This window comes from Pseudomonas sp. B10(2017) (assembly GCF_002113295.1).
GTDB lineage: Bacteria > Pseudomonadota > Gammaproteobacteria > Pseudomonadales > Pseudomonadaceae > Aquipseudomonas > Aquipseudomonas pudica.
The window spans coordinates 19545-36945 of the sequence record NZ_NEJU01000021.1; the positions used below are offsets into that span (position 1 = coordinate 19545).

15 protein-coding genes, 1 tRNA gene and 1 pseudogene are annotated in these 17401 nt (G+C 64.1%); 10 read left to right on the forward strand and 7 right to left on the reverse strand.

The window, feature by feature from the left end; genetic code table 11:
- The first annotated feature begins 64 nt into the window (after positions 1–64).
- Entirely contained in the window at positions 65–850 is a 786-nt protein-coding gene (locus tag CAF92_RS21545) for an energy transducer TonB (protein ID WP_085601884.1), read from the forward strand.
- Complete coding sequence (gene rimI, locus CAF92_RS21550) at positions 847–1302, forward strand: ribosomal protein S18-alanine N-acetyltransferase (RefSeq protein WP_046616794.1); 456 nt, start codon at positions 847–849, stop codon at positions 1300–1302. The genes CAF92_RS21545 and rimI overlap by 4 nt, the downstream gene beginning before the upstream one ends.
- 16 nt (positions 1303–1318) lie before the next feature.
- Here the strand turns inward: rimI and CAF92_RS21555 are convergent, their stop codons facing one another.
- Complete coding sequence (locus CAF92_RS21555) at positions 1319–2476, reverse strand: hypothetical protein (RefSeq protein WP_046616793.1); 1158 nt, start codon at positions 2474–2476, stop codon at positions 1319–1321.
- Between the two features lie 67 nt (positions 2477–2543).
- Here CAF92_RS21555 and CAF92_RS21560 point away from each other — a divergent pair, with 67 nt between their 5' ends.
- Entirely contained in the window at positions 2544–3125 is a 582-nt protein-coding gene (locus CAF92_RS21560; RefSeq protein WP_085601885.1) for a D-Ala-D-Ala carboxypeptidase family metallohydrolase, read from the forward strand.
- Here the strand turns inward: CAF92_RS21560 and CAF92_RS21565 are convergent.
- Complete coding sequence (locus CAF92_RS21565) at positions 3065–3982, reverse strand: LysR substrate-binding domain-containing protein (RefSeq protein WP_085601886.1); 918 nt, start codon at positions 3980–3982, stop codon at positions 3065–3067. The genes CAF92_RS21560 and CAF92_RS21565 overlap by 61 nt on opposite strands.
- A 244-nt stretch (positions 3983–4226) precedes the next feature.
- On the opposite strand from CAF92_RS21565, the gene CAF92_RS21570 reads away from it, so the two are divergent.
- Positions 4227–4841: a LysE family translocator gene (locus tag CAF92_RS21570; protein WP_085601887.1), complete on the forward strand. Its 615-nt coding sequence runs from the start codon at positions 4227–4229 to the stop codon at positions 4839–4841.
- Between the two features lie 83 nt (positions 4842–4924).
- Here CAF92_RS21570 and CAF92_RS21575 read toward each other — a convergent pair.
- Together CAF92_RS21575 and CAF92_RS21580 are read right to left on the reverse strand one after the other, a co-directional pair.
- A tRNA-Met gene (locus CAF92_RS21575) sits at positions 4925–5001 on the reverse strand.
- A 130-nt stretch (positions 5002–5131) separates the two neighbouring features.
- Positions 5132–5674, reverse strand: a pseudogene (locus CAF92_RS21580) (FecR family protein); the annotation flags it as partial.
- A gap of 200 nt (positions 5675–5874) precedes the next feature.
- Between CAF92_RS21580 and CAF92_RS21585 the strand changes: the two are divergent.
- The 3 genes from CAF92_RS21585 (at position 5875) to CAF92_RS21590 (ending at position 8694) form a co-directional block, all read left to right on the forward strand.
- On the forward strand, positions 5875–7089 hold the full coding sequence (locus tag CAF92_RS21585; protein WP_085601888.1) for an MFS transporter: 1215 nt from the start codon (positions 5875–5877) through the stop codon (positions 7087–7089).
- Positions 7090–7315: 226 nt separating this feature from the next.
- Entirely contained in the window at positions 7316–7453 is a 138-nt protein-coding gene (locus tag CAF92_RS27505) for a hypothetical protein (RefSeq protein ID WP_173015086.1), read from the forward strand.
- Between the two features lie 83 nt (positions 7454–7536).
- Entirely contained in the window at positions 7537–8694 is a 1158-nt protein-coding gene (locus CAF92_RS21590; protein ID WP_085601889.1) for an MFS transporter, read from the forward strand.
- Between the two features lie 160 nt (positions 8695–8854).
- Here CAF92_RS21590 and CAF92_RS21595 read toward each other — a convergent pair whose 3' ends face one another.
- From CAF92_RS21595 to CAF92_RS21605, 3 genes are all read right to left on the reverse strand, one after another.
- Complete coding sequence (locus CAF92_RS21595; protein WP_085601890.1) at positions 8855–11323, reverse strand: TonB-dependent receptor; 2469 nt, start codon at positions 11321–11323, stop codon at positions 8855–8857.
- 96 nt (positions 11324–11419) lie between these two features.
- A complete protein-coding gene (locus CAF92_RS21600; protein ID WP_085601891.1) occupies positions 11420–12376 on the reverse strand; it encodes a FecR domain-containing protein in 957 nt (318 codons plus the stop codon).
- Positions 12363–12878 carry a sigma-70 family RNA polymerase sigma factor gene (locus CAF92_RS21605; RefSeq protein ID WP_085601922.1) on the reverse strand — a complete coding sequence of 172 codons (516 nt, stop codon included), beginning with the start codon at positions 12876–12878 and terminating at the stop codon, positions 12363–12365. Before CAF92_RS21605 ends, CAF92_RS21600 begins: the two co-directional genes overlap by 14 nt.
- A gap of 172 nt (positions 12879–13050) precedes the next feature.
- Here CAF92_RS21605 and CAF92_RS21610 point away from each other — a divergent pair, with 172 nt between their 5' ends.
- The 3 genes from CAF92_RS21610 (at position 13051) to CAF92_RS21620 (ending at position 17352) form a co-directional block, all read left to right on the forward strand.
- A complete protein-coding gene (locus CAF92_RS21610) occupies positions 13051–13677 on the forward strand; it encodes a DNA-3-methyladenine glycosylase (RefSeq protein ID WP_085601892.1) in 627 nt (208 codons plus the stop codon).
- Between the two features lie 148 nt (positions 13678–13825).
- Entirely contained in the window at positions 13826–14884 is a 1059-nt protein-coding gene (gene ada / locus CAF92_RS21615) for a bifunctional DNA-binding transcriptional regulator/O6-methylguanine-DNA methyltransferase Ada (RefSeq protein WP_085601893.1), read from the forward strand.
- A gap of 56 nt (positions 14885–14940) precedes the next feature.
- Positions 14941–17352 (forward strand): DUF3772 domain-containing protein, encoded by a 2412-nt coding sequence (locus tag CAF92_RS21620; protein ID WP_085601894.1) that lies wholly within the window; start codon positions 14941–14943, stop codon positions 17350–17352.
- Positions 17353–17401: the final 49 nt, after the last annotated feature.

A 17401-nucleotide genomic window follows, 5' to 3' on the forward strand; every position in this document is an offset into this window, starting at 1 on the left:
CTGCAAAAACCACGGTGTACACGTTAGAATCCCCTATTGCCTTCACCCCTCGGAAACCCGCCCCTTGCTCACCGAACCCCGTCGCCGCGCCTACCTTTCCGCCATGCAAGTGGTGCACTGGCTGCCGCGCGCCGAACTGCCGTTCGCCGCACCGTCGCGGCCCGAGCTGCTGCTGCCGGTGGCGCCGGTCGAGGACCTCGATTTCGACGTAAGGCCGGCACCGGCTGCCAACGAGGCGCCGGCCACTCCCCAGGCCCGCTCTGGCGAGCGGCCCAAAATCGAGATTCCGCGCCCGGGCAGTGCGCCCAAGCCGGCCGCCAAGCCTGCCGAGGCCGAGGAGCAGGCCGCGCCACCGCGCCCGGCCCCGGTGCCACCCCCGCGCTTCTCTTTGCAGTTGCTGCGTGCCGGCAGTTGCCTGCTGCTGGTGGAGTTGGCCACCGGCCAGCCGTTCCAGAGCCGCGACCCGTCGTACCTGCTGCTCAAGGACATGCTGCGCGCCGCCGGCCTGCCCGACGCTCCGCAGATCATCGGCGAGCCGGTGCGCTGGCCGCTGCTGGTGCGCGGCAACATGGACCAGGGCCCGGAGGCGGCGCGCGATTTCGTCCAGGGCTTTGTCCAGGCGCGCCTGGAGGACGCCCCGTGCACTTGCCTGTGGCTGGTCGGCCTGCCGGCGCTGCGCTTTGCCGCCAATGTCGACGGCGAAGCCTATTACCAACCCCTGAAGCTCGAGGGCCTGGGCGAAGCCTGGGCCTTGCCGGGCCTTGAACTGTTGATGGACGAGCCGCAGCGCAAGGCGGACGTCTGGAAAGCCATGCGCCAGCTGATGGCGCGCTGGAAGAGCGTTGAATGAGTGACTCGATCAGTTTCCGCCCTATGACCGAGGCGGATCTGGATGCCGTACTTAAGATCGAATATGCCGCGTTCAGTCATCCCTGGACGCGCGGGATTTTTCAGGATGCGCTCAAGTCGTACGAAGTCTGGCTGATGTTCGACGGCCAGCAGCAGGTGGGCCACGGCGTGATCAACGTGATCATCGACGAGGCGCACCTGCTCAACATCACCGTCAAGCCGGAAAATCAGGGCCGCGGCCTGGGCCTGCGCCTGCTCGAGCACCTGATGGCCCGGGCCTACCAGCTCAATGGCCGCGAGTGCTTCCTGGAAGTGCGCGCCAGCAACCAGTCGGCCTATCGTTTGTACGAGCGCTACGGGTTCAACGAAATCGGCCGCCGCCGCGACTATTACCCGGTTGCCGGCGGCCGTGAAGACGCGCTGGTGATGGCCTGCACCCTGCTCGAAGATTGAGCAGGGCGGGCTTCATTCACAGGTCCTGTGGCTGGGCCTCCATCGGCTTGGCCAGGTCGCGCAGGCTTCTGGTCACGCTGCCGGTATTGCATTTGGCTGCGGCCTGCTCTGGCGTGTACTTGCGCACGGTGCGGAAGAACAGTTCGCAGGTCTGTTTCTTCTGCGTCACCTGCCACTTGTTCGAGCAGGCATCCAGCGTCAGCTTGGCGTCGGCCCGCTGATTGCGCCCCATCCCCGCCTGCCAGCAGGCGGCCGTCAGGTCCTGCCCCATCATCTTCAAACCAGCAGCATCGGCTGCATCCTGGTCGCCACCATGGCTGTCCTTGTTAGAGGCATACCAGATGGCACTAGGGTGGTTGGCACCCAGCACCGGCACCTTGGCACCTGGCTGCGGGCTGATGCTGACCAGGCCCAGCACATCTACCTGTGGCCCGTACTGCTGCTGGATCCAGCTGCGTACCGGCGCGCCGAAGGCCACCATCGGCAGGGGCCTGGCGGGGTTTTGCAGAGTCATCTCGCTGACCATGCGCACCTGGTAGTCCTTGAAGTAGCTGTAGGTTTCCTTCAGCGTTTCACCCGCGCTGGCGGGGGCGGCGATGGGAGCGATATCGATGATGGTCTGGTAGGCCGGGGTCTGGCTGGCGTCGACGCCGTTGAATGTCAACAGCTCGGCCCAGCGGTCGGTGGTATTGGAGCGCAGGTAGTCCTGGGCCTGGGTCAGCGAGTAGTCCGGCGGGAAGTGCAGCAGTTCGATGCTGCGGCGATTCTGCAGGGCCATGCCCAGTGGCAGGAACAGATACCAGTCATAGGACCATTTGCCTTCCTCGTTCAGCCGAGTGGCTGCCTGATAGGCAAGATCACCGCTGTCGAGCAGCTTGCGCAGGGGTTTTGCATAGTTGGCGGGTACGCCACTGATGGTTGCGTGCAGGCGATCGTTGTCGCGGCTTACATGTACCTGGGCAGCGGCATGGCCGTCGCGGCGAACGCTTTGGGTCAGATAGTGTTCTACGGTTTGCTCCAGGGTCCAGTCGCGATAACAGATCACGTGGCAGTTGTTGGGGAAGGCGAAAAGGCGGGTGACGCGCTGGGCGTCGCCCAGGTCGATTCGCGCATCGGCGGCTGCAAGGCCGCTGAAGGCCAGGGCGGCAAGGCTCGGTATTGCCATCTTGTGCATGCTTAACTCCTTGTTGGGCGCAGCCGTATTCGGCAGCGTGGCACATACTGTGGCAAGGGGTGCAGGGATGAAAAGAGCTGGATGGCTGCCGCTGGTGCTGGCCATGTTGTGTGCGGTGGCGAAGGCTGATGAGCGTGATGTCTGGTTGTTCGCTCAATGGGCCGGCGACCATCAGACACGGCCATTTCGCGAGATGCTTGTGGATGCCCGCCTTTACGGCATGGTGCCTATCCATCAACTGCTGCGTTCGGCTTCGGACTGGAAGCTGTGCCACGCGTCCCCCTTCGCCGTGCCGCCCACCAGCAACTGGCCCGCGGTGCGCTCGACGCTCTCGCTGATCAAGACGCTCGATGACCAGGGCATCCTGCGCCAGTTCGAGGTGGTTTCGGCCTATCGAGACCCACGCCTGAACGTCTGCGCCGGCGGGGCGGCCAACAGCGCCCATACCCGGGCGTTCGCCGTCGATATCCTGCTACCCGACTGGGCGGACCCCAACCCCCTGTGCCGTTTCTGGCAGCAGTATGGCCAGGCCTGGAACATGGGCCTGGGGCGCTATCCGTCCGGGCGTATTCATTTGGATACCGCGGGTTATCGCACCTGGGGTGGCGACGGCCGTGCAGGTTCGTCGTTCTGTATCAAGCCCAGATGAACCAGGCAGCTCCTGCATTCACCCGTCACCCACGTGGCGAAGCGCTGGCGCTTGCCATCGTCTTCTAGCGGCTTGGGGCTGAGCAGGTGGTATGCCGAGCCATCACGCACAAAGCCGAACGGCGCCTGTAATTGGCCGCTGTCTAGTTCGTCGCGCACCATCAGGGCTGAGGCCATGGCCAGGCCCAGGCCGGCGCTGGCGGCCTGAATCGACAGGTAGAAGTGCTCGTAGTCGCCGCGCTCGGTATGTCGGGCCTGCTGGCCGCTCAGGCGCAGCCAGTTGGGCCAGGCGCCGGGGCGGGTGGCGCTGTGCAGCAGGCGTTGGCCTTCAAGTTGGGTGGGGGCGGCGGGATGGCAGACCGGGCCGATCCATTCGTCGCAGATCTTCTGGTTGTACAGCTGCTTGTCCCAGTGAAAATCATCGCGGCGAATTGCCAGGTCGACCCCGGTGCGGGCGAAGTCAAGTGGCCCGCCTGCGGCCACCAGGTGCAACTGCAGGTCGGGATTGGCGGCATGGAAGCGGGGCAGGCGCGGGATCAGCCAGCGCATGGCGATGGTCGGCTCGCACGACAACACCAGCACGTTGTCGCGGGCCTGTTGCTGCAAGCGCTGCACGGCGCCTTCGAGCTGCTCGAAGATCGCCTGGGTAGTGCCTTGCAAGGCACGGCCGGCAGGGGTAAGGAAAATGGCCCGGTTGCGGCGCTCGAACAACTCCACACCAAGGCTTTCTTCAAGCAGGCGCACCTGGCGGCTGACTGCACCATGGGTGACGTGCAGGTGCTCGGCGGCGCGCACGAAGCTCTCGGTTTCGGCGGCGATGTCGAAGTAGCGGAAGGCGTTGAGTGGCGGCAGTTTCATGGCATTTGTGTTGCCAGTACCGGCCTCTTCGCGGGCTTGCCCGCTCCCACAGGGTTTCACACCAACTGAGAGATGTGGGTTACCTGTGGGAGCGGGCGAGCCCACGAAGAGGCCGGCACCGGCACTACACCTCTGTGAAAAAAACTATCAGATTTGCTTCACTATAAATCGATTTTTCCTGGTCTATAAGCTCTCGATAATTGCCTGGTCTGTGCATTTCCATCGCCTATCGAGAGCCACCAGCATGACCGAACTCATCGCCGTCGCACTGTTCACCCTGCTTGCCGTCATCAGCCCCGGTGCCGACTTTGCCATGGTCACCCGAAGCAGTTATGCACAGGGCCGCAAGGCCGGGCTGGCGGCTGCCGTGGGCATTGCCCTGGGAGTGCAGGTGCATGTCCTGTACACGGTGCTGGGCATTGCGGTGATCATCAGCCAGAGCCCGACCCTGTTTATGGGCATGAAAGTGCTGGGCGCGGGTTACCTGGTCTACCTGGGCTACCAGTCGCTGACCAACACCCGGCGCCTAACCCTCGACGGGGCTGCCGCATCCGCCGCCAGCGTAACGCAGGCCCTGCGCACGGGCTTTCTGACCAACGCTCTCAACCCCAAGACCATGCTGTTCGTCATCAGTGCCTTCACTCAGGTGGTACAGCCTGGCAGCTCGCTGGCGCTGGATTTTGCCTACGGCGCTTTCATGTCCGTTGCCCACTGGCTGTGGTTCAGTCTGGTGGCGGTGTTCTTCTCCAGCGCGGCATTGCGCAAGGCGATGATCGAGCGACAGAGGCTGGTGGACAGGGTAATCGGCCTGGCGCTGATCGGGTTGGGCCTGGCTGTGGCGGTGACCGGCATGCGTTGAGGTGGCGATTGCATGTCCAGTAGGGGGCATTTTTTGCAGGCAAAGAAAAAGGGCTTACCTTGCGGTAAGCCCTTCGTCTTGTTTGGTGGCTACACAGGGACTTGAACCCCGGACCCCAGCATTATGAATGCTATGCTCTAACCAACTGAGCTATGTAGCCGATGGCGCGCATTATTCTCTTGAACGGCCCCTCTGTCAACACTCATTTCAAAAAAAATTTGCACGCTTTCAAAAACTTAGCGGCCAGGCCCGCGTTCTGCCGTGTCCAACGGCATGCCGCCGGCTTTCTACTGCCCGATGCGCCAGCCATCGGTGGCCTTGAGGTCGGCTTTCAGTACCGGGCCGATACTTGCGCCATCGAAGGTTACCCGCTCGCCCGCCGACACCATGCGCTGTTCGCCGCGCTGGATGACCATGGCTTTGCCGTTGAGCACCACCAGTTCGTCATGACCAGCATGGCGGGCGACCTGCAGGCGGGTACCAAACACCTGGACGCGCGCATCGCCCACAGTCACTTCCATGGCTCGGCCGTCGAGCATCACTTCAAGGTATACCCGGCCCTGCACCAGCTGCAGCTGGCGCGTGCGGCCGCGCAGGTCGGCGTTAATCGCGCTGGCGCTGCCCAGGTGCAGGGTGGTGCCGTCGGCCAGGCGGATGCTGCGGCGCTCACCTGCATCGGTGTGCAATTCGCTGCCCAGGCGCTGCATCAGCGGCCAGTACAGATAGGCTGCAGCGCCCAGCCCTAGCAGGAATAGCAGTGCCAGCCATCTGCCCAATGGGCTGTGGCGCGTGTTGATCTGCCGTGGGCGGGGGCGGGCAGGCTGCAACTGCTCGGCGGGCGTCGGGCTCATGGGTTCGATCTGCTCGCGTTAGGGGCCGTTTCGCCCAACGATGACGGGGGTATGGGCCAAGGATGCTAATTATATTGATAACCATTTTCAAGTGAGTCGCGACAGAGAGAGAAAAAAGGTAGCTATGTATCTATTTGTTTTCCGATAATCGGATCCCAAACTGCCGACGGAGATTCAGGCACATGGCTATCAGTAGCGCCTCCACGGCGCCCACCAGTGCGGCGGCAAGCCAAGCCACCCCGCTGGTGATGCGCATTATCGGTTTCTGCGCCCTGGCGCACCTGATCAATGACCTGATCCAGTCGGTGCTGCCGGCGATCTACCCGATGCTCAAGGCCAACTACGACCTGAGTTTCGCCCAGATCGGCATGATTACCCTGACGTTCCAGATCACCGCCTCGCTGCTGCAACCTTGGGTCGGCTTCTTCACCGATCGCCGACCGGCGCCGAACCTGCTGCCGCTGGGTACCCTGTGTACCTTGGTGGGTATCGTGATGCTGGCCTTCGTCGGCAGCTTCCCCATGATCCTGCTGGCCTCGGCACTGGTGGGGATCGGCTCGTCGACCTTCCACCCGGAAACCTCGCGTATTGCGCGCCTGGCCTCGGGCGGGCGCTTCGGCCTGGCCCAGTCGACCTTCCAGGTCGGCGGCAACACCGGCTCTGCGCTGGGCCCGCTGCTGGCAGCGGCCATTGTCATTCCGTTCGGCCAGAGCCACGTGGCCTGGTTCGGCCTGGCTGCGCTGTTCTTCCTCGGCGTCACCCTGATGCTGCGTGGCTGGTACAAGGAGCACCTCAACCAGGCCAAGGCGCGCAAGGCAGTGCAGGCGACCCACGGCATTTCCCGCGGGCGGGTGGTCGCGGCGCTGATCGTGCTGGGCCTGCTGGTGTTCTCCAAGTACTTCTACATGGCCAGCTTCACCAGCTACTTCACCTTCTACCTGATCGAGAAGTTCGAGGTGTCGGTGGCCAGCTCGCAGCTGCACCTGTTCCTGTTCCTCGGTGCGGTGGCGGCAGGTACCTTCTTTGGCGGGCCGATCGGTGACCGCATCGGGCGCAAGGCGGTGATCTGGTTCTCGATCCTCGGCGTGGCGCCGTTCACCCTGGTGCTGCCGTATGCCGACCTGTTCTGGACCACCGTGTTGAGCGTGGTGATCGGCTTTATCCTGGCTTCGGCATTTTCCGCGATCGTGGTGTATGCGCAGGAGCTGGTGCCGGGCAGCGTAGGCATGATTGCAGGGATCTTCTTCGGGCTGATGTTCGGCTTTGGTGGCATCGGTGCGGCCTTGCTGGGGTATGTGGCGGACCTGCGTGGCATCGAGTATGTGTACGAGGTGTGTTCGTTCCTGCCGTTGTTCGGGTTGTTGGCGGTGTTCTTGCCAAGTACCGGCAAGCGCTGAAAGCATGCACAGAACCTGTAGGAGCAGCCTTGTGCTGCGAAGCGGCCATTACTGGCGAAGACAATTTGTTGTCTTGCCGGCCTCTTCGCAGCACAAGGCTGCTCCTACAACGGCCCGCGCAGGTCTGGAGGCCATGCAAGGCGGTTGCTCTCCGAAATTTGACGACTTGACCACCCTTGACCTAGAGTCCGCCCTTTCTTCAACCACCTGCGTAGTAGTCAAAGCAATGTGCCGTCCCCAGTCCCTGCCAAACGCCCGCCAGCCTGCCTTCCAGGCCCTGCGTCGCGCGTGGCCGAGCGACACGGTGCTCAAGCGTCGCCGCAGCGTGCTGTTTGCCTTCACCTTCTCGCCACACCTCGCCTGAACTGATCTGCGCTTTCGCGTCGCTCGCCGCCCTGGCGTGCGCGCCTGTGTCTGCACGTCTTTTCGGTTTGCAAGGAGTGGTACATGAACATGCGTTTGCTGGCGGGCTTGTTGTTCGCCGTTTCGGTCGTGGGTTTCAGTTTGGGGGCCAGCCTGCCGCTGGTGTCGTTGCGCCTGCATGAAGCCGGTGCGAGCACTCTTGAAATCGGCATCATCTCGGCCATACCCGCTGCGGGCATGATGCTCTCGGCGTTCCTGGTCGACGCCTGCTGTCGCCACCTCACCCGGCGCACCATTTACCTGCTGTGCTTCAGCCTGTGCACGCTCAGCATTGCCTTGCTCGAGTCGGCATTCGGCTCGCTGTGGCTGCTGGCGCTGCTGCGCCTAGGCCTTGGGCTGGGCATGGGTATCGCCATCATCCTCGGCGAGTCGTGGGTCAACGAACTGTGTCCGGAGCACAACCGGGGCAAGATCATGGCCCTTTACGCTACCAGCTTCACCGGTTTCCAGGTGCTCGGCCCGGCCATGCTGGCGGTACTGGGCGCGGACAGCCCGTGGATCACCGGTGTGGTCACCGTCTGCTATGGCCTGGCGCTGCTGTGCATCGTGCTGACCGTGCCCCACGACCATGTGGAACATGAAGAGGGTGAAAAGAGCTTCGGTCTGGCCGGCTTCTTCCGCGTGGCGCCGGCGTTGTGCGTGGCGGTGCTGTTCTTCTCGTTCTTCGATGCCGTGGTGCTGTCGCTGCTGCCGGTGTATGCCACCAGCCATGGCTTCGCCGTTGGCGTGGCGGCGCTGATGGTGACGGTGGTGTTTGCCGGTGACATGTTGTTCCAGTTGCCGCTTGGCTGGTTGGCCGACCGGGTGGAGCGCACCGGGCTGCACCTGGTATGCGGGTTGCTGGCGATGGCGATCGGTATCGGCTTGCCCTGGTTGCTGAACCTGACCTGGCTGCTGTGGCCGCTGCTGGTGCTGCTGGGTGCCGTGGCAGGGGGCATCTATACTCTGGCGCTGGTACTGATCGGGCAGCGCTTCAAGGGGCAGGACCTGGTTACCGCCAACGCCAGCGTGGGCTTGCTCTGGGGTGTGGGTAGCCTGGTCGGGCCGCTGGTCAGCGGTGCGGCGATGGATGTGGCGCCGCATGGTCTGCCCATCGCGCTGGCGCTGATGGCCGGGTTGTTCGTGTGCTTTGCCCGGCAGTCGTACCGGCGCGCGGGGCGCTTGCGGGCGGTGGCGGACTGAGGTCCTCCAGGGCTGCGCAATACCTGTGGGAGCGGCCTTGTGTCGCGAAAGGGCCGCAAAGCGGCCCCAGCAATCTGTCCGGCGCAGTTGAAACCCTGGGGCCGCTTCGCGGCCCTTTCGCGACACAAGGCCGCTCCCACAAGGCGACCGTGTTGCCCCGTCAGAAACTCCCGCGCAAGGTCACCGACACATTGCGCGGCTCCCCCCAGTAGTAACCCGTCGCCGTGGTACCGATCTGCCGGTAGTACTTCTTGTCGAAGATGTTGTTGGCGTTCAGTTGCACTGAGTAGTTGTCGTTGATGCGATAACCGAGCATGCCGTTGTACACCGCATACCCTGCCTGGGTCGCCTTGGCCGTGCCGCTTTCGGAATAGATGTCGCTCTGCGCCTGCACGCCGCCACCAATGGTCCAGGCATCCAGTGTGCCTGGCAGGCGGTAGCTGGTGAACAGCCGCAGCATGTGCTCCGGGTCGGTGGTGCGGATCGCGTTGCCATTGGTGGCTGCCGTGTTCTTCAGGTACTCGGTGGTGTTGTAGGTGTAGCCACCGGTGACCTGCCAGCCCGGCAGCACTTCGCCGGAAATCTCCAGGTCGATGCCCTCGCTGCGGCTCTTGCCCGAGGCGATCTTGCAGCGGCTGGTGGTGCCGTTGCAGCCGATTTCCGTGGACATGTCATCCACCGGCGTTCCCACCTGGTTGATACGGAAAAACGCCAGGCTGGTGTTCAACCGGCCATCATAGAACTCGCCCTTGATGCCCGTTTCGTAGGCTTCGCCGATGATCGGGTCGAGCACCGAGTTGTTCTTGTCCACCACTGTCTGCGGGCTGAATATCTCGGTGTAGCTGGCGTATACGCTGAAGTTGTCATTCAGGTCGTAGATCAGCGCCGCGTACGGCACGATCTTCTCGTCGACGCTGAACTTGCCGTTGGCTCCGGTGTTGTTTTCCTGCTCGTAGTCATACCAGTTGGCTCGCGCGCCGATGATCGCGGTCAGCGGTTCGGCCAGCGAAATGCGCCAGGTGGCATGTGCGGCTTGCTGGGTGGTACGGGTGCGCACCGGGTGTGCGGTGATGTCGATTTCCGGCTCGGGCAGGCTGGTTTTCGGGTCCCAGTAGCGGATGTCGTACAGCCCGGAAATTACCCGGTTGGTGGCCGACGCGTAGGAATCGTTGCGAATCCGTTCGACGCCGACCATCAGCTCGTGGGTGCGGCCAAACAGGTCGAACGGGCCGTTGAGGGTGGCGCTCAAGTTGTTCTGCAGGCTCTCGCCGCCGTCGCCTTCGGTAACCTGGTATCGCATCAGGTACGGGTTGCCGGTGGGGTTCAGGTTGGCCGGTGCGTGCTCCATGTAGGTTTGCTTGAAACCATGATCGTCCAGCTCGAAGTGGGTACGCAGAGCCATCAGCTTCAGGGTCCAGTCGTTGTCGAAGCGGTGTTCCAGTTCGGCAAAGGTGTTCAGGTTGCTGCGGTCCCAGCGGTTCCAGTCGGCGCCCAGGTAGGTGCTGCGGCCGAAGGGCAGGGGGGCGCCGCTGGCGTCGGCGGGCAGGTTGCCCCAGGCGCCGGTGGCGTCGAGCTTGGTCCACTCGACACCGGTGGTCAGCGTGGTGCTGTCGTCCAGGTCGAAGGCCAGCGAGCCGCCGAACGCCTCTTTGCGTTCCATGCGCGAGTCCTGGAACAGGTCGCGGTCGTCATGCACGGCGATTACCCGCCCGCGTACGTTGCCGGTTTCGGTCAACGGGCCGGAGATATCGGCCACATAGCGTTGGGCATTCCAAGAACCCAGGGTCACGCTGCCCGTAGCCTGGAAGTCATGGGTCGGGCGCTTGCGTACCAGGTTCACCGTGCCCGACGGGTTGCCGGCGCCACGCAGCATGCCGGTGGCTCCGCGCAGCACTTCGGCGCGGTCGATGAACGCCGAGTCGGTCTGGATGAATGAACCACCGCCGCTGCTTTGCACCACGGTGGCGCCGTCGTACTGAATGGCGTCGATGGCAAAGCCGCGCGAGTAATACTGCACCCGTTCGCTGTCGGTGTAGTTGACCACCACGCCGGGTGTCTGCTCCAGCAGGTTGGTCAGGTTGGTAATGTTCTGGTCGTCGATGCGCTGGCGGGTTATCACGCTGACCGATTGCGGGGTATGGCGCAGGGTTTGCGGCATCTTGCCAATGGTCACTTCGCCGGTCGTGTAGGAGCCGGTGTGCTCGGTGGTTTCGCCCAGGCGGTCGCTGGAAATGCTGGTCGCGCCCAGCTCAAGGGCGTTTCCCACATCCAGTGCCGGGATCAGCAGGAAGCTGGTTGCGCTTTCCTGTTGGACCTGGACGTTGCTGCCCTGCAACAGGACTGATAGCGCCCGCGTACTGTCATGCCGGCCCTGCACACCGTGGGTGGTCTTGCCCTGCAGGCTGTTCGCGTCGAACGACAGGCTCAGGCCGCCCTGGCGTGCCAACTGGTCCAGCGCCGGGGCCAGTGGGCCGGCCGGGATGTTCCAGTCGGTCTGCTGGCTCTGGCTGGCAATTGCAGCCTGGGCCATGGCCGGGTAGGCACCGCCAGCAGCCAGGCCAAGGCCGAACACGGCCGCGCGTACGGCACGGCGCAGCCTGTCGTTGCGAGGGGAACACGGGGCAATCATGAAGCGCTCCTGAAGGTCGTGAAGACCACTTTTCGGGTTTTGTTCCTTCAGGCCGGACGAGAATGAGATTCCACCTCATTTATTTTCGGAAATTTTTCAGGCCGTACCGATGCTTACCCAATAACGCGTGCGGTAATCGACCCGCACCGGCAGGCTGCGGGTGAGCAGCTGCAGGATTTGCCCGATGTCGGCCAGCTGGTAGGTACCAGACACCTTCAGGGCTGCCACTTCCGGGGCACAGCGCAGCAGGCCCGGGCGGTAGCGCGCCAGCTCGGCGATGAACTCGCCCAGCGGCATCTGCTGCACGCTGAGCACGCCGTCGGTCCAGCCCCAGGGGTCGCTGTGCAGCGTCACCGCCTGGAAGCTGCCGCTGGCCCACACCTGCAAGGTTTCGCCTGGCAGCACCCGACGTGGCGAGGCCGAGGTGGGGAACAGTGTGACGTCGCCCCGGCGTACGGCCAGCAACAGCCCCTGGTCGTTCTCGCGCAGCAGCAGTTGGCCGTCGAGGGTGGCCAGTTGGCCAACGCGGGTGTCGATGCGAAACGGGCGGTTGTCGTTGGGGTTGCTGTCCAGGCTCACCTCGCCACGCACCAGTTGCAGCCGGCGCTGCTCGGCGCTGTAACGCAGGTCGATGGCACTGGCGGTATTGAGTTGTATGCGGCTGCCATCGCTGCCTTGCAGCTGGCGACGCTCGCCGGTGGCAGTGCTGCTGTCGGCCAGCAGCTGGGGTATGCCCAACGGTTCGCGCGCAGCCCAGCCCAGGCTGCCGCCCACGGCCAGCACGGCCAGCAGCTTGAGGTGGTCGCGGCGGTTGATGCGATGGCGCTGGCTACCATCCAGCGTGCGCCGGCTCAGGCCCTTGGGCAGCCCTGCCAGTTCGTCACTGAGGTGGCTGACCCGCTGCCAGGCCAAGGGGTTGTGCGGATGGCTGGCCAGCCAGTGCCGGAACTGCTGCTCGGTATGCGGGCTTGGGCTGTCGAAGCGCAACTTCACCAACCAGTCGATGGCCTGGTCGACGTGCGCCTGTGTGGGCGCGTTATCAGGCGTCGGCATAGCGCAACCGGTAGCAAACGCCCAGAGCCTTGGCCAGGTCCCGCTCGACGGTGGCTCGCGACACACCCAGGCGCAGGGCGACCTGCACAATGCTCAAACCGTCGAGCTGAGCCAGCAGGAATGCCTGGCGGGCACGCGGTTTCAGCTGGTGCAGGGCATGATCGAGGCGCGCCAGGGTATCAAGGATGACCAGTCGATCTTCTTCGCTGGGCACTTCGGCTTCGGGCAGGTGAGCCAGGCTTTCCTGGTAGGCCCGTTCCAGCGCGCGGCGGCGGAACTGGTCGATCATCAGGCCACGGGCAATGCTGCTGAGGTAGGCACGTGGCTCCTTCAGCGGCGATAGCTGGCGAGCCCGCAACAGCCGCACGAAGGTATCCTGGGCCAGGTCGGCGGCGTGCTCGCTGCAACCTACCCGGCTGCGCAGCCAGCCGCTAAGCCAGCTGTGGTGGGCCTGGTAGAGCAGAGCAACCTCGGTCGGCTTGAGCGTTTCGTTGATCTGCATCTTGGCGAAGGCCCGGTCCTGTGAATACATGCGATTGTGAATTGTTCTCAATTCTATGCGGGGACGATAGCGCGGAGCAATGGCATGCCAGGAATTAGCCGCGCAAGAACCGGCGTTTGCCCGATGAACGGCTGCGCTAAGCTGGACCTGCAATCGACTTGATGGAGGTGCCATGATCCTGGCCGACCTTTCGCCTGACGCGTACCGCGAGGCCACCGAATACCTGGCGGCGCTCGACCCGGACTGGTCGCGGCATATCGCAGCGACCGGGCCATGCCTGCACCAGGCCACGCCGGGGCGGGAGCCTTATGAGGTGTTGGTGCGAGCGATTGCCTACCAGCAACTGCATGCCCGTGCTGCCGAGGCAATTCTTGGGCGCTTGCTGGCGCTGTTTCCAGAAGCTGCGTTCCCAACGCCGGAGCAGTTGTTGGCAGTTACACCGGAAACCATGCGCGCCTGCGGTTTTTCCGCGAGCAAGATGGCGACGATCCAGGGTATTGCCCAAGGCCGGCTGGATGGCCTGGTGCCGAGCCGGGAGGAGGCACTGGGCCTGGCTGACGAGGCGTTGATCGAACGACTGGTGGCATTGCGTGGGGTAGGGCGGTGGACGGTGGAGATGCTGCTGATCTACAGCCTGGCGCGTTCGGACGTTCTGCCGGTCGACGATTTTGGCGTGCGCGAGGGGTATCGGCGGATGAAGGGGCTGGACAAGGCGCCGACGCCTGCGCAAATGCGTTCGCTGGGCGGAGGCTGGCGACCTTACCGCACCGTGGCGGCCTGGTACCTGTGGCGTGCCTGAGGTTTTGCACTGCCTGTGCCGGCCTCTTCGCGGGTAAACCCGCTCCCACAGGGATTTCCACAGCCTGGAAGGTCTATGCAGTACCTGTGGGAGCGGGTTCACCCGCGAAAGGGCCGGCACAGGCGACAACCAATCTGGACATTTACTAATGAACCCCTACACCACCCCCGACCAACGCTGGCAAGCCGTAGAATCCCGCGAAACCGCCGCCAGCGGCCACTTCGTCTACGCCGTGCGCACCACCGGGATCTACTGCCAGCCCGGCTGCAAATCACGCCTTGCCAAGCGAACCAACGTCGAGTTCTACGACACCCCAGCCGCCGCCGAAGCCGCCGGCTACCGCGCCTGCAAACGTTGCACCGCCACCAGCAACGCCAGCGCCACCCGCCACAGCCAGCTGGTCACCCGCGCCTGCCGCCTGATCGAAGCCAGCGATCCCGCGCCCAGCCTAGATCAACTCAGCGCGCAACTGGCCGTCAGCCCTTTCCACCTGCATCGCCTGTTCAAGGCCGAAACCGGCCTCACCCCCAAGGCCTACGCCACCGCTTTCCGTGCCCGGCGCCTGCGCGAGCACCTGGAAGATGGCCAACGCTCTGTCACCGATGCCATCTATGACGCCGGCTACAACTCCAACAGCCGTTTCTACGAAAGCGCCGACCAGCGCCTGGGCATGCGCCCGCGGCAATACCGTGCCGGCGGCGCCGGGGCAACCATCCACTTCGCCCTCGGCCAGTGCTCCTTGGGCGCGATCCTGGTCGCCCAGAGCGAGAAGGGCATTTGCGCGATCCTGCTGGGCGACGACCCCGAGGCCCTGCTGCGCGACCTGCAGGACCAGTTCCCCAAGGCTCACCTAGTCGGCGGCGATAGTGCCTACGAACGGTTGGTCGCCGAGGTGGTGGGCTTCGTCGAAGCTCCGGCGTTGGGCCTGGCCTTGCCACTGGATGTGCAAGGCACTGCGTTCCAGGAGCGGGTGTGGCAGGCCCTGCGCGAGGTGCCGGCCGGCAGCCGGGTCAGCTACACCGACATCGCCGAGCGCATTGGTGCGCCCAAGGCAGTACGTGCCGTGGCCATGGCCTGCGCGGCCAACCACATAGCCGTAGCCATACCTTGCCATCGGGTGGTTCGCCGCGACGGCGACATCAGCGGCTACCGCTGGGGCGTCGAGCGCAAACAGCAACTGCTCAAACGAGAAACGGCACTCTCTTGATCGCGTGAAGCCGCGTAGAATCCCCCGCCAAATCGAATTGTAAAGAGGAATATTCGATGAGGCGTGTCAGCCTTGCCCGTTATTGCCCAGGCCTGATGGTTTTCATGGCCCTGATGCTGGCCATTGCCAGCCCGGCCTGGTCGGCCCCGGCCACGCCCTTGTCCAATCTGGCGGTTGCCGAAGCGAACGTGCTGGATGAAAACGCCAGCATCGAGCAGTTGAGCGATCGGCTGGACCAGATCCGCCAGGGTGTCACCAGCGAGGCCAACGATGATCTGCTTTCGCAATTGCGCCTGGGCGCCATGCAGGTCCAGCGCCAGGCCGATGCGTTAAGTGCTTTGCGCACCACGGATGTGGAAAAAGTCGACGACAAACTCAAGGTCATCGGCCCGATCCAGCAGGACGAGGCCGCCACACTGACCCAGCAGCGCAAGGAGCTTGAGGCCGAGAAAAAGGCCTTGGTAGCTCAGCGGGACCAGGCGACCAAGCTGACCCAGTCGGCCCGCGACCTGTCCACGCAAATCGTCAACCTGCGCCGCAGCCAGTTCAACTCGCAGATCACCAGCCGCGCAGCCTCACCGCTGAGCCCGGCGTTCTGGCAGAGCATCATTCGCCCCACCCAGGACGATGTGGCACGCCTGCGTGACCTGCGTGGTGAGACGGCTGATGCCATCAGTAGTGCCTTCAGTGCTGAAAATCGCTGGTTGTTCATTACCAGCCTGGTGGCGGCAATCCTGGTCTGGACCTTGGTGCGCCGCGTGCTCGAGCGCCTTCTCGCCGGCGCCATGGTCAGCTGGCTGCCCGAAGGCCGCCTGCGCCGCAGTGCGCTGGCGCTGGGTGTCAGCCTGGCAACCTTGGGCACCATCGCCGGCTCGGTCTCGCTGCTGCGTTGGGGGCTGGAGAGCAGCGCCGAGTTGGGCGCCGATATCGCCAGCCTGGCCAATCATGTGCTCGCGCTGGTGGTGTTCAGCGCCTTCATCACCGGCCTGGGCCGCGCCATGCTGATGCTGCAGCGCCCGTCCTGGCGCCTGCCGCCTATTCACGATGAAGTGGCCAGCGCCCTGGGCTGGTTCCCCAAGGTGCTGGCGTTGGCGCTGATGGTCATGATGACCATGGAGCGCATCAACAGCGTGATCGGTGCCAGCCTGGCGCTTACCGTGGCGGTCAACGGCCTGACCGCGCTGGTAGTGGCGTTCACCTTCGCCGGTGCGCTGCTGCGTTACCGCCGCACCCTGCGCAAGCATGACCTGGAGCGCCCCACAGGCCTGGCCGGGCTGATCCCGTTCGTGATGGTGATCTGGCTTACGTTGATCCTGCTGGCCTTGCTCGCCGGTTACCTGACACTCGCCTACTTCCTCACCGCCAAGCTGCTGTGGGTCAGCCTGGTGATTACCTGTGCCTACCTGCTGACCACGTTCTTTGGTGACCTCTGCGAAACCCTGCTGTCGCCCCGCCAGCCCGGCGGCCTGGCGCTGGCCTCGACCCTGGGCCTGGCGCCACGTCACCAGGCCCAGGCCAGCACCATCCTGGCCGGCATTGGCCGCACCGTGGTGCTGTTCCTGGCGCTGTTGCTGGCACTGATGCCATCGGGCACCAGCCCCAGCGAACTGCTGCTGAGCCTGGGTGATTGGGACGAGACCGGCGGCAAGCTGCTGGGCAACATGAACATTGTCCCCCAGGACATTCTGTTGGCAGTGGTGATGTTCCTCGGCGGCCTGTTCGCCATCCGCGTGGTCAAGCGCTGGCTGAGCGATCGCCTGCTACCGGAAACCGACATGGACGCCGGCATGCGTGCCTCGCTGGTGACTCTGGTGGGTTACCTGGGCTTCATCTTCCTGGCCATGCTGGTGATGTCGACCCTGCGCATCAACCTCACCAGCCTGACCTGGGTGGTCAGTGCCCTGTCGGTGGGTATCGGTTTCGGCCTGCAGCAGATCGTGCAGAACTTCATCTCCGGCCTGATCCTGCTGACCGAGCGCCCGGTCAAGGTGGGCGACTGGGTCAGCCTGGCTGGCGTCGAGGGTGACATTCGCCGTATCAACGTGCGCGCCACCGAGATCCAGATGTCCGACCGCTCTACGGTCATCGTGCCCAACTCGCAATTCATCTCGCAGAACGTGCGCAACGTGACCATGGGCAATGCCTTGGGTGTGGTCGGCATCACGCTCACGCTGCCGCTGGAGACCGACGCCAACCGTGTGCGCGAATTGCTGCTGGCAGCGTACCAGGAGCACGAGGCGATTCTGGATGCACCGGCCACTTCGGTGTCGTTCAAGGACCTGACCAGCAGCGGGATGGTGATTGGTGTGAGCGGTTACGTGGCGGGGCCGCGGCAGGTGTCCGGTACGCGCAGTGACCTGTTGTTCACCATCCTTGGGCGTCTGCGTGACGAGGGCATCGCCCTGTCGTCGCCGCAGAGCATGGTGTTGCTGCAGGAGGGTGCTCGCCCGGCTGACGAGTCGGTGTGAAGCCGATCGCCGGCAAGCCAGCTCCCACAAGGACCACGTCGACTTCAAG